Below are 15,428 nucleotides of genomic sequence, written 5' to 3'. Positions count from 1 at the left end.
CCCGTTCAGATGCCGAGTTGATTGTCGATGAAGTCGAAGATCTCGTCGTCGCTGGCCGAACCGAGCCGCGAGACCGATTCGTCCACAGTGGATTCCGGTGCGCACCGGCCGAGCAACGCCTGCAGCCGGACGGCGAGCCCGGCGCGGGCGTCGTCGTCCAGCCCGGTCAGCGCGTCCCCGAGTGCGGTCTCCAGGCGGCCCAGCTCGGCGAGCACCGGCGCCGGGCCCGCCGTGTCGACGGCCCCCAGCTCACCGGCGAGGTGCGCGGCGAGGACGTCCGGGCTCGGGTGGTCGAACAGCAGCGTCGCGGGCAGCCGCAGGCCGGTCGCGGTACCGATCCGGTTGCGCAGCTCCAGCGCGGTCAGCGAGTCGAACCCCTGCTCGAGGAATCCGCGGGCCGGGACGATCGCCTCCGCTCCGCTGTGCCCGAGCACCGCGGCGGCCTGCGAACGTACGAGGTCCAGCAGCAGCGCGACCCGGTCCGCACCATCCACTCCGGACAGTGCGGCGAGCACCGCGGCCGCCGGGTCCGCCTCGGCCGCCACGCGGCGGGCCGGCGTCCGGACCAGGCCGCGCAGGACCGCGGGCACCCCGTGCGTCGCCGCGCGGGCCTGGACCAGCCCGGTGTCGAGCCGCATCGGCACGAACGCGGGTTCCCCGGACGCCAGCGCGGCGTCGAACAGCGCCAGGCCTTCGTCCTCGGTCAGCGCGGCCACGCCGCCGCGGGACATCCGCTTGACGTCGGCGTCGGCGCCCATGCCGCCGCCCTCTGTCGCCCAGAGACCCCAGGCCAGCGACGTCGCCGGCAGGCCCCGAGCGCGGCGGTACGCGGCCAGCGCGTCCAGGAAAGCGTTTGCCGCCGCGTAGTTCGCTTGGCCGGCATTTCCCATCGTGCCCGCCGCCGAGGAGAACAGGACGAACGCCTCGACGTCCCCGGCCAGCTCGTGCAGGTTCAGCGCCGCGTCGACCTTCGGCCGCAGCACGACGTCGAGGCGGTCGGGGTCGAGCCCGGCGAACGTGCAGTCGTCGAGGACGCCGGCGGTGTGCACGACCGCGGACACCGGATGCTCGGCCAGCAGGGCCGCCACGGCGTCGCGGTCGGCGACGTCGCAGGCCGCGAACGTCACCTCGGCACCCAGCTCGCGCAGTTCGGCGCCGAGTCCGGTGTCGGTGCCGCGGCGGCTGACCAGCAGCAGGTTCCGCACGCCGTACGCCGTGACCAAGTGCCGGGCGAACAGCCCGCCCAGCGCGCCGGTGGCCCCGGTGACCAGCACCGTTCCGGCCGGGTCGAGGGACGCGAGCCCCTCGTTCGCGGTCTCGGCACGTGCCAGTCGCGGCGCGCTCGCCACGCCCCGGCGGAGCATCAGCTGCGGTTCGCCGGTGGCCAGCGCCGCGGGCAGAGCGCGTAGCGACGCGTCCTGGTCGTCGGCGTCCACCAGCACCAGGCGGTCCGGGTACTCCGACTGCGCCGAGCGCAGCAGGCCCCAGACCGCGGCGTTCGCGAGGTCGTCGACGTCCGGGCCGGCCGCGTGCCGGGTCCGGAACACGATCCTGGTGTCCAGCAGGCGATCGTCGGCCAGGGCGGCCTGGGCCTGGGCCAGCGCGCGGAAGACGGCCAGCCGCACCGCACCGGCGTCGGCCGGGCCCGCCTCGCACGGCAGCACCAGGACGTCCGGCGCCGCGGCGTTGTCGTCCGTTGCGGAGAGGAAGTCCTCGTACTCGCGGACTTCGACGCCACTCGCTCGCAGGGCATCCGCCAGCGCGGGGTCGTCGCCGGCAATCGCCCAGGTGCCAGGCTGCTGCGCGGCCAGCGGGACGCCGGACCAGCCCAGCTGGAACAGCGACCCCGAGCGAGCCGGGGCCAGCCGCCCGGCCGGGCGGAGCACCAAGGCGTCGATCGTGGCGACCGGCGCGCCGGTGGCGTCCGCGACGTCCAGCTTGACCGCGTCTTTGCCCGCACCGCTCAGCCGGACGCGCAGCCGGGACGCCCCGGTGGCGTGCAGCCCGACCCCGGTGAACGAGAACGGCAGGCGGCCGGTGCCGGTGTCGTCGACCAGCGTGCCGAGCCCGACCGCGTGGAGCGCGGCGTCGAGCAGGGCGGGGTGCAGCCCGAACCCGGTGGCTTCCTCGGCGAGTTCGACTTCGGCGAAGACTTCGCCGTCGCGCCGCCAGGCGGCCTGCAGGCCCTGGAACGCCGGGCCGTACCCGAATCCGGCGCCGGCCAGGGCCTCGTACCAGCCGTCCAGGGGCACCTGCTCGGCCTCCGGCGGCCAGGACTTGAGGTCCGCAGCTGCCGGTCCCGGCTCGGGGGTGAGCGTCCCGGCCGCGTGCCGCGTCCAGGGGTCCTCGGTGTTCTCCGGTCGCGAGTGGACGGTCACCGGACGGCGGCCGGACGCGTCCGGCGCACCGACGCCGACCTGCACCGCGACGCCGCCCTGCTCGGGCAGGACCAGCGGCGTCTCCAGGGTCAGCTCCTCGATCCGCGGGCAGCCCGCCTGGTCGCCGGCTCGCAGCGCGAGTTCGACGAAGGCGGTGCCCGGCAGCAGGATCACGCCCTGGACGGCATGGTCGGCGAGCCACGGGTGGGTCCGCGTCGACAGCACGCCGGTCGCGACGAGTCCTTCGCCCCCGGCCAGCGCGACGGTCGCGCCGAGCAGCGGGTGGCCGCCCGGGGCGAGGCCGAACGCGCTCGCGTCGCCCGGTCGCGGTGCGCCCGCCGACGGCCAGAAGCTCTGGCGCTGGAAGGCGTACGTCGGCAGGGGGACTGGCCGGGTCGATGCCGGGCCGAACGGCCGGGTGACGTGCCCGCGCACCTGGAGGGTGCCCAGCGCCGTGACCGCGGTGAGCGGCTCGGGCCTACCCGAGCGCAGCGCGCTCACGAAGGTGCCGGTGGCGCTTTCCTGGGCCAGCGCCGTCAGGACGGCGTCCGGTCCCAGCTCGAGGAACGTCGTGACACCCTGGGCGGCCAGCTCGCGCACGCCGTCGGTGAACCGGACGGCCGCGCGGACGTGAGTAACCCAGTACTCCGCGTCGAACTCGGTCACCAGCTCGCCGGTGACGTTCGAGACGATCGGTATAACCGTCTTACCGTAAGACAGAGACTCAGCTATACCGCGGAACTCCTCCAACATCGGGTCCATCAGTGGCGAGTGGAAGGCGTGGCTCACGACCAGCCGCTTGGTCTTGCGGTCGGCGAACTTGTCGACCACCGCCAGCACGGCGTCCTCATCGCCCGAGATGACCGTGGATGTCGGCCCGTTCAGCGCGGCGATGGTCACACGGTCTGACAGATATACCGAAACTTCGTCCTCGGTCGCTTGGATCGCGACCATCGCGCCACCCGACGGCAGCGCTTGCATGAGCCGGCCGCGGGCCGCGACCAACGTCACCGCGTCCGCCAGCGACAAGGCGCCCGCCACGTGGGCGGCCGCTATCTCGCCGACCGAGTGCCCGAGCAGGTGTCCCGGCCGCATCCCCCAGTCCTCGAACAACCGGTACAGCGCGACTTCCAGCGCGAACAGCGCGGGCTGCGTGTACTCCGTGCGGTCGAGAGCGGCCGCGTCCTCGAAGACGACCGTCCGCAAAGGACCGTCGAACTCCGCGCACACCGCGTCCAGCGCGGCCGCGAACACCGGGTACGTCTCGTACAGCTCGCGGCCCATCCCGGCCCGCTGGCTGCCCTGCCCGGTGAAGAGCACGGCCAGCCCGCCGGTCGTCACCTCACCCTCCACAACGGACGGTGCGTGCTCGCCACGGGCCAGCACGCCCAGCCCGGCGCGGAAGCCGTCCCGGTCGGTCGCGACGACGGCCGCGCGGTGGTCGAACGACGCCCGCGTGTCCGTCAGCGCCCGGCCGATCTCGGCCAGGCCGAGCCCCGGGTGGGCGTCGAGGTGGGCGCGCAGCCGCTGCGCCTGGTCGCGTAGGGCCTGCGGCTCGCGGGCCGAGAGCACCCACGGGTGCGGCCCGGCGGCGTCCACGAGCGGCGGTTCCGCCGCGGCCGGGACCTGCTCGATGATCGTGTGCGCGTTGGTGCCGCTGAACCCGAACGACGACACCGCCGCCCGGCGCGGGCGCCCGGTCTCCGGCCACGCCCGCTGCTCGGTGAGCAGCTCGACCGCGCCGGCCGACCAGTCGATGTGCGGCGACGGCTCGTCGACGTGCAGCGTCTTCGGCAGCACGCCGTGGCGGATGGCCTGGACCATCTTGATCACGCCGCCCACCCCGGCCGCCGACTGGCTGTGCCCGATGTTGGACTTCAGCGAGCCCAGCCACAGCGGCTCGCCGGTGCGCTCGGCGCCGTAGGTCGCGAGCAACGCCTGCGCTTCGATCGGGTCGCCGAGGACCGTGCCGGTGCCGTGGCCCTCGACGGCGTCCACATCGGACGGTGCGAGTCGCGCGTTGGCCAGCGCCTGGCGGATCACCCGCTGCTGCGACGGGCCGTTCGGCGCGGTCAGGCCGTTGGACGCGCCGTCGGAGTTCACCGCGGTGCCGCGGACGATCGCGAGCACCGGGTGCCCGTTGCGCCGTGCGTCGGAAAGCCTTTCCAGCAAGAGCATTCCGGTGCCTTCGGACCAGCCGGTGCCGTCCGCCGCGGCGGCGAACGCCTTGCAGCGGCCGTCCTCGGCCAGGCCCTGTTGGCGGCTGAAGTCGATGAACGCGGCCGGGGTCGACATCACCGCGACCCCGCCGGCCAGCGCCAGTTCGCACTCGCCCTGCCGCAGCGCCTGCGCCGCGAGGTGCAGCGCCACCAGCGACGACGAACAGGCCGTGTCCACGGTGACCGCCGGGCCCTCGAGCCCGAAGGTGTAGGCGACCCGGCCGGACGCGACACTGCCGGACGTCCCGGTGCCCAGGTACCCCTCGGCGCCGGCCGGAACGGTGTGCAGCAGCGCGGAATAGTCGTTGTACATCACTCCGGCGAACACGCCGGTGCGGCTGCCGCGGACCGCGTGCGGGTCGATGCCGGCCCGCTCGAACGCCTCCCACGACGTCTCCAGCAGCAGCCGCTGCTGCGGGTCCATGGTCAGGGCCTCACGCGGGCTGATCCCGAAGAACGCCGGGTCGAACTGGTCGGCGTCGTGCAGGAACCCGCCGTGCCGGGTGTAGCTCGTGCCGGCCTGGCCACGGTCCTCGGCGTAGAGGGAGGCGAGGTCCCAGCCGCGGTTGGCGGGGAACTCCGAGACGGCGTCGCCGCCGGTCTCGACCAGGCGCCACAGCTCCTCCGGCGACCGGACGCCGCCGGGGTACCGGCAGGCCATCGCGACGATCGCGATCGGTTCGTCCACATGGGACGCTGCGGCCACGACCGTCTGGCGCTCCTGCGTGCCGAGCAGCTCGGCGCCGAGGAAGCCGGCCAGGACCTCCGGCGTCGGGTAGTCGAAGACGAGCGTCGCGGGCAGCCGCAGCCCGGTGGCCGCGTTCAGGCGGTTGCGCAGTTCGATCGCGGTCAGCGAGTCGAAGCCCAGCTCGGTGAACGCGGTGCGCGCGCCGATCGCGTCCGGCGTGGCGTGGCCGAGCACACCGGCGACCTCCGCGCGGACGACGTCGAGCACCAGCGCGTCGCGGTCCTCGGCCGTCGCCAGCCGCGCCGCGAGCGAACCGGGCTCGGCGGTGGCGGCGACGCGACGGGCCGGGGCACGCACGAGGCCGCGCAGCAGCGGCTGCACCGTCCCGCTCGCTGCGGCCTGCGCCCGGAGCACGTCGAGCACCAGCCGGACGGGCACGAGCTGGGCCTGGTCGGCGGCCAACCCGGCGTCGAAGAGCCGGAGACCGTCCTGAGTGGACAGCGCGGCGACCCCGGACGACTCCAGCCGGCGCAGGTCGGCTTCGTCGAGGGTGCCGCCCATGCCGCCGGTCTCGGCCCACAGGCCCCAGGCCAGCGACGTGGCGGGTTCGCCCAGCTCACGGCGGTGCGCGGCGAGGGCGTCGAGGTAGCTGTTGGCCGCGGCGTAGGCCGCCTGGCCCGCGCCGCCGAACACTCCGGCGGCCGAGGAGAACAGCACGAACGCGTCGAGGTCTTCGGTCAGCTCGTGCAGGTTGAGCGCCGCGTCCGCCTTCGGGCGGAGCACCGCGGCGAGCCGCTCGGGGGTCAGCGAACCGAGGACGCCGTCGTCGAGGACACCGGCGGTGTGCACGACGGCGGTCACCGGGTGCTCGGCCAGCAGCGCTTCGAGGGCGTCGCGGTCGGCGACGTCGCAGGCCGCGAAGGTGACCTCGGCGCCCAGCTCCCGCAGCTCGGCGCCCAGTCCGGTGTCCGTGCCGCGGCGACTGACCAGCAGCAGGTTCCGCACACCGTGCGCGGTCACCAGGTGCCGGGCACACAGCGAACCGAGCGCGCCGGTGCCGCCGGTGATCAGGACGGTCCCGTCGGGCCGGAACACGACCGGCGTACCTGTGGCCTCCAAGGCCAAGCGCGGCGCGAGCACCCTTCCGTCGCGGATCGCCGTCTGCGACTCGCCGCTCCCGGCGGCCGTGAGGATCCGGGTGACGTCGGCGTCACCGGCGTCGACCAGCGTGAACCGGCCCGGGTTCTCGGTCTGGGCGGTGCGGATGAGGCCGATCGACGCGGCCGCGCGGAGGTCGGTGATCCGGTCGTCCGGACCGGCGGCGACCGCGCCGCGGGTGACCACGACCAACGCGGACTCTGCGAAGCGTTCGTCGGAAAGCCACGCCTGAGCCAGTTCCAGAGTCCGGTCCACATCGGACACCTCGACCACGACGGCCGAGGGCACCTCGGTCAGCTCGGCGAGCTCGGTCACCACGGCGTAAGTCGCCGGATCCGGCTCGGCACCGGCGGCGACCGCAGCCCAGTCCACTTTGTACAGCGGCAGGTGGTCCCCGGCGAGCTGCGCGGCCTGAATCGGGCGCAGGACCAGGGAGTCCACGCTCAGCACCGGCTGACCGGCGGGATCGGTCGCCTCGATCGAGACGGCGTCCGTGCCCGCCGCGGCCAGCCGCACCCGCAGCGCGGACGCACCGGTGGCGTGCAGCGAGACTCCCGCCCACGAGAACGGCAGCCGGGCACCATCGGCGTCGAGGACGCCGAGGCCGATGCCGTGCAGGGCCGCGTCGAGCAGGGCCGGGTGCGCCCCGAACCGCGACGACTCGACGTCGGCGTCGAGCGCGACCTCGGCGAACACCTCACCACCGCGGCGCCAGGCCGTCCGCAGGCCCTGGAACACCGGGCCGTAACCGAGACCGGTGGCGTAGAGCGCGTCGTAGAGCCCGGTGACGTCGACCGGCTCGGCCCCAGCGGGCGGCCACTCCACATCGGACACTCGCGCCACGGTCTCCGGCACCAGGGTGCCGCTTGCGTTGCGAACCCACGGTTCGCCACCGACCCGCGAGTGGACGGCCAGCGACCGGCGGTCGCCGAGGGCGGCGCCGAGGGTCAGCTGCACCGTGACCTCGCCCTCGGCGGGCAGGACGATCGGCTGCTGGAGGGTCAGTTCTTCGATCCGGGCGCAGCCGAGGTCGGCGCCGGCCCGCAGGGCCAGCTCGACCAGCGCGGTGCCGGGCAGCACGATCGCGCTGTGCACCTGGTGCTCGGCCAGCCACGGCTGGGCGGCCACGGACAGCCGGCCGGTGAACAGCACACTGTCCACTTCGGCCAGTTCGACGGCCGCACCGAGCAGCGGGTGCCCGGTGGCGACCAGGCCCGCGGCGGCGACGTCGGCGGCGCTGACCGGGGCGTGCAGCCAGAACCAGCTGCGCTCGAAGGCGTAGGTGGGCAGGTCGACACGACGGGCACCGTCGAACAGCGCGGCCCAGTCCACCGGGGCGCCGGTCGCGTGCGCCACGCCGAGCGCCGCCACCGCGGTGTGTGCCTCGGGACGACCCTTGCGCAGCGCCGAAACGAACGTCGCGTCGGGAACGATCTCCTGGCCCAGCGCCGACAACACGCCGTCCGGACCCAGCTCGACGAACGTCGTGACGCCCCGGGCCGCCGCCGCGCGGACGCCGTCGAGGAACCGGACGGCCTCACGCACGTGGCGCACCCAGTAGTCAGCGTCGAACTCCGTGATCAGCTCGCCGGTGACGTTCGAGATGATCGGTATAACCGTCTTACCGTATGACAGAGACTCCGCTATACCGCGGAACTCCTCCAGCATCGGGTCCATCAGCGGCGAGTGGAACGCGTGGCTCACGACCAGCCGCTTCGTCTTGCGGCCCAGGTCGGCGAAGTGCGCCGCCGCGGCCAGCACCGCGTCCTCGTCACCCGAGATGACCGTCGACGACGGGCCATTCAGCGCGGCGACGGTCACACGGTCTGACAGATATACCGAGACCTCGTCCTCGGTCGCGTCCAGAGCCACCATCGCGCCACCCGACGGCAGCGCCTGCATCAACCGGCCCCGCGCGGACACCAGCTTCACCGCGTCCGGCAGCGACAGGACACCCGCGACGTGCGCCGCGGCCAGCTCGCCGATCGAGTGGCCGACCAGCACGTCCGGCCGCAGGCCCCACGACTCGTAGAGCCGGAACAGCGACACTTCCAGCGCGAACAGCGCCGCTTGCGTGTACTGGGTCTGGTCGACGTCCCCGTCGAGGTCCAGCCCGGCGGCGATCTCGTCGAACGCCGTCGCGAACACCGGGTAAGCCGCGTACAGCTCCCGGCCCATCCCGGCCCGCTGGCTGCCCTGGCCGGTGAACAGGAACCCCAGCCCACCGCCGGCCACCGCGCCGGACTCGCCGCGCGCGACCGCTTCCAGCCCGGCGCGCAGCTCGGCGTCGTCCGAGCCGGTCACGACGGCGCGGTGCGCGAAGCGAACCCGCCCGGTCGCCAGTGAGAACCCGATGTCGGCGGGGTTCTCCTCGGAAAGGAAGTCCAACAGCGTCGAGGCCTGGCCACGCAGCGCCTCGGGCGTCTTGGCCGAGAGCACCCACGGCACGACCGGCATCGACGCCGGCGCGACAGTCGGAGAAGGCTCCGGGTACTGCTCGATGATCGTGTGCGCGTTGGTCCCGCTGACGCCGAACGACGACACCGCCGCGCGCCGCGGCCGACCTGTCTCGGGCCACGGCCGCTGCTCGGTGAGCAGCTCTACCGCGCCGGACGCCCAGTCCACGTGCGGGGTCGGCTCGTCGACGTGCAGCGTGCGCGGCAGGATGCCGTGGCGCATCGCCATGACGACCTTGATGATCCCGCCGACACCGGCCGCGGCCTGCGTATGCCCGACGTTCGACTTGAACGACCCGAGCCACAGCGGCTCACCGGTGCGCTCGGCACCGTAGGTCGCCAGCAGGGCCTGCGCCTCGATCGGGTCGCCCAGCGTGGTGCCCGTGCCGTGCGCCTCGACGACGTCCACATCGGACGGTGCGAGCCGCGCTTCGGCCAGTGCCTGCCGGATCACGGTCTGCTGCGCGGGGCCGCTCGGCGCGGTGAGGCCGTTGGACGCGCCGTCGGAGTTCAGCGCCGAGCCGCGAACCACGGCGAGCACGGGGTGCCCGTTGCGGCGCGCGTCGGACAGCTTCTCCAGCAGCAGCATGCCCGCGCCCTCGGACCAGCCGGTGCCGTCCGCCGCGGCCGCGAACGACTTGCACCGGCCGTCGAACGACAGCCCGCGCTGCTTGCTGAACTCGACGAACGCCCCCGGCGTCGACATCACGGTGACCCCGCCGGCCAGCGCCAGCTCGCACTCGCCCGAACGCAGCGCCTTGGCCGCCCAGTGCAGCGCGACCAGCGACGACGAGCAAGCGGTGTCCACAGTGACCGCCGGGCCTTCGAGGCCGAAGGTGTAGGCGACGCGGCCGGACGCGATGCTGCTCGACCCACCGGTGCCGAGGTAACCCTCGACGCCGGGCGGGATCGTGTGCAGCCGCGACGCGTAGTCGTGGTACATCACACCGGCGAACACGCCGGTCCGCGTGCCGCGCACGGACTCCGCCGGGATCCCGGCGCGCTCGAACGCCTCCCACGACGTCTCCAGCAGCAACCGCTGCTGCGGGTCCATCGCCAGCGCCTCACGCGGGCTGATCCCGAAGAAGGCCGGGTCGAACTCGCCCGCGTTGTGCAGGAAACCGCCTTCCCGGACGTAGGACGTGCCCGACGAGTCCGGGTCGACGTCGTGCAGTGCGTCGAGGTTCCAGCCGCGGTCGGCGGGGAACGGCGAGATGCCGTCGCCGCCGTCGAGCACCAGCCGCCACAGGTCTTCGGGGCTGGCGATGCCGCCGGGGTAGCGGCAGCTCATCGCGACGATCGCGATCGGCTCGTCGCTGCCGGACGTCGTCACGGCGACGCGGGCGCGGCTCGGGCCGCCGGTCAGTTCGCCGCCGAGGTACCCGGCGACCTTGGCCGGGTTCGGGTGGTCGAACACCAGCGTGGCCGGCAGCCGCAGGCCGGTCGCGGCGGCGATGCGGTTGCGCAGGTCGACCGCGGTGAGGGAGTCGAACCCGAGGTCCTTGAACGCCCGGCCCGGCTCGATCTCGGCCGCGTCGGCGTGCCCGAGGGCCAGCGCGACCTGCGTCCGGACCAGGTCCAGCAGCGCGGTGTCGCGGTCGGCCGGGGACAGCTCGGCGATCCGCGAGCCCAGCGTCGAGGCGGCCACGGCGGTGTCCACCACGCGGCGGACGGGCACCCCGGCCAGCCCACGCATGATCGGCGCGAGTGCACCGGTGGACGCCTCGGCCCGCAGCGCGGCGGGATCGATCCGCATCGGCACGAGCACGGAGTCCGATGTGGACAGAGCCGTGTCGAACAGTTCGGTGCCCTGCGCGGCGGACAGCGCGAGCACGCCGGCGCGGCTCATCCGGGCGCGGTCGGCGTCGTCCAGCGACGCGGCCATGCTGCCGCCTGCCGCCCACAGGCCCCAGGCCAGCGACGTCGCGGCGAGGCCCTGGGCGCGGCGGTGCGCGGCGAGGGCGTCGAGGAAAGTGTTGGCGGCCGCGTAGTTGGCCTGCCCGGCGCTGCCGGTGATGCCGGACGCGGACGAGAACAGGACGAACGCGCGCAGGTCGGCGTCCGCGGTCAGCTCGTGCAGGTTCAGCGCGGCGGCGGCTTTCGGGCGGGCCACGGTCGCGAGCCGCGCCGGGGTGAGCGCGGAGATGACGCCGTCGTCGAGCACGCCGGCGGTGTGCACGACCGCGGTCAGCGGGTGCGCGGCCGGGACGGCGGCCAGTACCGCGGCGAGGGCGTCGCGGTCCGCGACGTCGCAGGCGGCGAAAGTGACCCGGTCCCCCAGTTCGGCGGCCAGCTCGGCGGCGCCGTCGGCGTCGGCGCCGCGGCGGCTGACCAGCAGCAGGTGCCGGACGCCGTGACGCTCGGCGAGGTGCCGGGCGAACAGCTTGCCCAGCGCGCCGGTGCCGCCGGTGATCAGGACCGTGCCGTCCGGGTCCAGCTCGGGCGGCGTTTCATCCGCCCGGGCGACCCGCGCAAGACGCGGGGCGAGAATGGCGCCATCACGGATGGCGGTCTGCGGCTCGCCGGTGGCGGCCGCCGCGACCAGGTCGCCGATGCCCGCGGCCGCGTCCAGGTCGACCAGGAAGAACCGGCCCGGGTTCTCCGACTGCGCGGACCGCACCAGGCCCCAGACCGGTGCCGCGGCCAGGTCCGGCACACCCGCCTCGCCTACCGGTACCGCGCCCCGCGTGGCCACGACCAGCGCGGACTCTTCACACCGCGGGTCGGTCAGGAACTCCTGGAGCACGGCCAGTGCCCGCTCCGCCGCGTCGTCTCCGGCGAACCCGGCGACGATCACCTCGGGCACGTCGTCACCCAGCTCGGCGACAGCGCCGCCGAGGCCCAGCTCGTCCGGGCCGACGAGGACGTACTCGTGCCGCGCCGGGGTGGCCGGGACGGCGGTCCAGTCGACCCGGAAAAGGCTGTCGTGGCCCCTGGTCCGCGCGGCCGCGATCTGCTCGGCCGACACCGGCCGCAGCACCAGGGACCCGATCGAAGCGACGGGGCGCCCCTCGGCGTCGGCCAGGGTGAGCGCGACGGCGTCGGTCCCGGCCCGGCTCAGCCGGACCCGCAGTGCGGACGCACCAGTGGCGTGCAGCCGGACGTCGGTCCACGCGAAGGGCAGGCTGCCGCCGCCGGTGTCGGTGAGGAAGCGGCCGAGGCCGACCGCGTGCAGGGCGCTGTCGAGCAACGCCGGGTGCAGCCCGAACGGCGCGGCGTCCGCCCCGGCGGGTAGCGCGACCTCGGCGAACACGTCGTCGCCGCGGCGCCAGGCCGTCTTCAGCCCGCGGAAGACCGGGCCGTAGCCGAAGCCGCGTTCGACGGTCCGGTCGTAGAAGCCGGCCAGGTCGACCTGCTCGGCATCGGCCGGGGGCCACTCGGCGAGTCCGTCCTCAATGGACGCACTCGCGGTAGCCAGAATACCGGAAGCGTGAAGGGTCCAGGGCTCGTCGTCGAGTCGCGAGTGGACGGTCAGGCTGCGGCGCCCGTCGTGGTCCGGCGCGCCGAGGGCCAGCTGGACGGCGACGCCGCCGGTCTCCGGCAGCACCAGCGGGGCCTGCAGGGTCAGCTCTTCGAGGTGGTCGCAGCCGGCCTGATCCCCCGCGCGGACGGCCAGCTCGACGAACGCGGTGCCGGGAAGCACGGCCGGCCCGGACACCCGGTGCTCGGCCAGCCACGGGTGCGAACGCAGCGAAAGCCGGCCGGTGAAAAGGAAGCCGTCGCCGTCGGCCAGCCCGACCGCAGCCCCCAGGAGGGGATGTTCGACGGCGCTCAGCCCGGCCGAGGTGAGGTCCCCGGGGCCGGAGGTGGCGAGTTCGGGCCAGTACACGGACCGCTGGAAGGGGTAGGTGGGCAGCTCGACACGGCGGCCATCGGGCAGCAGCGCCGCCCAGTCCGGCACCGGGCCACGCACGTGGACCTCGGCCAGCGCGGTCAGGAGTGTGCGCTCCTCCGGCCGATCCGCGCGCAGCACCGAGCTGAAGGAGGCGTCATCGGCACAGTCGGCGCCCATCGCCGACAGCACGGCGTCGGGGCCCAGCTCGAGGAAGGTGTCGACCTCGTTCGCGCGCAGGGTGCGGATGCCGTCGAGGAACCGGACGGCCTCACGCACATGCCGCACCCAGTACTCGGCGTCGAACTCCGTAACCAGCTCACCGGTGACGTTCGAGACAATCGGTATAACCGTCTTACCGTAAGACAGAGACTCGGCTATACCGCGAAACTCGTCGAGCATCGGGTCCATCAGCGGCGAGTGGAACGCATGGCTCACCGTCAGCCGCTTCGTCTTGCGATCGGCGAAGTGCGCCGCCACCGCCAGCACCGCGTCTTCGTCACCCGAGATGACCGTCGAATCCGGGCCGTTCACCGCAGCGACGGTCACACGGTCAGACAGATATACCGAGACCTCAGCTTCGGTCGCCTGGATCGCCACCATCGCGCCACCGGACGGCAGCGCCTGCATGAGCCGGCCCCGCGCGGCGACCAGCTCGGCGGCGTCGGCCAGGGACAGCACCCCGGCGACGTGCGCCGCGGCCAGCTCACCGACCGAGTGGCCGAGCAGGAACCGCGGCCGCAACCCGAGGTGGGTGACCAAGCGGTAGAGCGCGACCTCGATGGCGAACAGCGCGGGCTGGGTGTACGCGGTCCGGCCGAGCAGCTCGGCGTCGTCCAGGACTGTCGCCAGCGGACGGTCGAGGTGGACGTCCAGCGCGGCGCAGACCTCGTCGAACGCCGCCGCGTAGACCGGCTGGGTCCGGTACAGCTCGGCACCCGCGCCGACACGCTGACTGCCCTGGCCGGTGAACAGGAACGCGAGCTTGCCGTCAGAGACCGTGCCGCGGACTTGACCGGGACGTTCGGTGTCCGTAGCCAGCGCGGTCAGAGAGTCGGCGAAGCCGGCGCGATCCGCCTCGATCAGCACCGCCCGGTGCTCGTGGGCGGTTCGCGTGACGGCCAGCGAGTGACCGAGGTCGTCGAGACGGACGTCGGTGGCCAGCTGCCCGCGCAGCGACGCGGCGAGTTCCCGCAGAGCCGCGCCACTGCGCGCGGAGAGCACCCACGGCCGCAGCCGAGACTCTTCCGCCGGCCGCGTGGCCGGCGGCGAGACCGCGGGCGCCTGCTCCAGGACGACGTGCGCGTTCGTCCCGCTCATCCCGAACGACGAGACCGCCGCCCGGCGCGGCGCACCGGTCTCCGGCCACGGCCGGGCCTCGGTGAGCAGCTCGACCTCGCCCGCCGTCCAGTCCACTTTGGACGACGGCGCGTCGACGTGCAGCGTCTTCGGCAGCAGGCCGTGCCGCATCGCGAGGACCATCTTGATCACGCCGGCGATGCCCGACGCGGACTGCGTGTGCCCGATGTTCGCCTTGAGCGAGCCGAGCCACAGCGGCCGGCCCGCGGGCCGGTTCCGGCCGTAGGTGGCCAGCAGCGCCTGCGCCTCGATCGGGTCGCCCAGCGCGGTGCCGGTGCCGTGCGCCTCGACGGCATCCACATCGGACAGTGCAAGCCCGGCGGCGGTGACGGCCTGCCGGATCACCCGCTGCTGCGCGGGACCGTTGGGGGCGGTCAGGCCGTTGGACGCGCCGTCGGAGTTGACCGCCGAACCGCGGACGACCGCGAGCACCGGGTGGCCGTTGCGCTGCGCGTCGGACAGCCTTTCCAGCAGCAGGACGCCGACGCCTTCACCCCAGTTGGTGCCGTCGGCGGCCTCGGCGAACGCCTTGCAGCGACCGTCGACGGCCAGCCCGCGCTGGCGCGAGAACTCCACGAACGCGCCCGGCGTCGACATCACCGCGACGCCGCTCGCCATCGCCAGGCCGCACTCGCCGTTGCGCAGGGCTTGCACGGCCAGGTGCAGCGACACGAGACCGGACGAGCAGGCGGTGTCCACCGTGACCGCCGGGCCCTCCAGGCCGAGGGTGTAGGCGATCCGGCCGGAGACGACGCTGGCCGCGTTGCCGGTGCCGAGGTGGCCCTCCATGCCGTCGCGCGCCAGCAGCAGGAGCGTCGCGTAGTCCTGCATGTTGGTGCCCGCGAACACGCCGGTCTTGCTGCCGCGCAACGACTCCGGGTCGATCCCGGCGCGCTCGAGGACCTCCCACGACGTCTCCAGCAGCAGCCGCTGCTGCGGGTCCATCGCCAGCGCCTCACGCGGGCTGATGCCGAAGAACGCCGAATCGAACTCGGTGGCCCGGTCCAGGAAACCGCCTTCACGGACGTAGCTGGTGCCCTGGTGATCGGGGTCCTCGTCGTAGATCGCGTCGAGGTCCCAGCCGCGGTCGCCGGGGAACGGCGTGATCGCGTCGGTCTCGTCGACCGCGAGCCGCCACAGCGCCTCTGGGGTGTCCGCGCCGCCGGCGTAGCGGCTGCTCATCGCGACGATCGCGATCGGCTCGGTGTCGGTCGACTCGGCCGCGGCCAGGCGCTGCCGGGTCTCGTGCAGATCCGCGGTGACCTTCTTGAGGTAGGTCACCAGTTTTTCTTCGGTTGCCATGTCAGGCCTGCCCCTCATTCCCCAGTGGACGGTTCG

At 73.9% G+C, this 15,428-nt stretch carries 1 protein-coding gene; it reads right to left on the bottom strand.

What is annotated here, in order from left to right; translation table 11 throughout:
• Positions 1-5 precede the first annotated feature (5 nt).
• Positions 6-15,392, bottom strand: coding sequence for a type I polyketide synthase (locus OG439_RS04185; RefSeq protein WP_326947992.1), 15,387 nt, complete (start codon positions 15,390-15,392; stop codon positions 6-8).
• Positions 15,393-15,428: the final 36 nt, after the last annotated feature.

The organism is Amycolatopsis sp. NBC_01307, assembly GCF_035975215.1.
GTDB lineage: Bacteria > Actinomycetota > Actinomycetes > Mycobacteriales > Pseudonocardiaceae > Amycolatopsis.
Note: the sequence above shows the minus strand (reverse complement) of the source record. Positions and strands in the feature narration are given on the sequence as shown.